Raw genomic sequence first — 216 nt, forward strand, 5'->3', positions numbered from 1 at the left:
GCGTGCCGGAGAGATCCTGTGCCGCCGTCGCGGTGATGAAGTCGCTGCTGGAAGAACCGGTATCGGCCGAGAACTGGAGGGTACTGATCGTATTGGTCGGTGTGGTGCTGTCCAGCACATAAGCCTGCGAGTAGACCGTACCGGCATTGCCGGCAGTATCCACCACCCGGATCTTCAGGGTATCGCTGCCGCTCAGTGTCTGGCCGGCCAGGCTGA

The 216-nt window shown here is 62.0% G+C and carries 1 protein-coding gene; it reads right to left on the reverse strand.

The annotated features are described in order from the left end of the window. Positions 1-216, reverse strand: a 216-nt coding sequence (locus ACZ9W6_RS17755; protein WP_465192504.1) for a hypothetical protein, incomplete at both ends; no start/stop codon positions are given.

This window comes from Vogesella lacus, assembly GCF_979366295.1.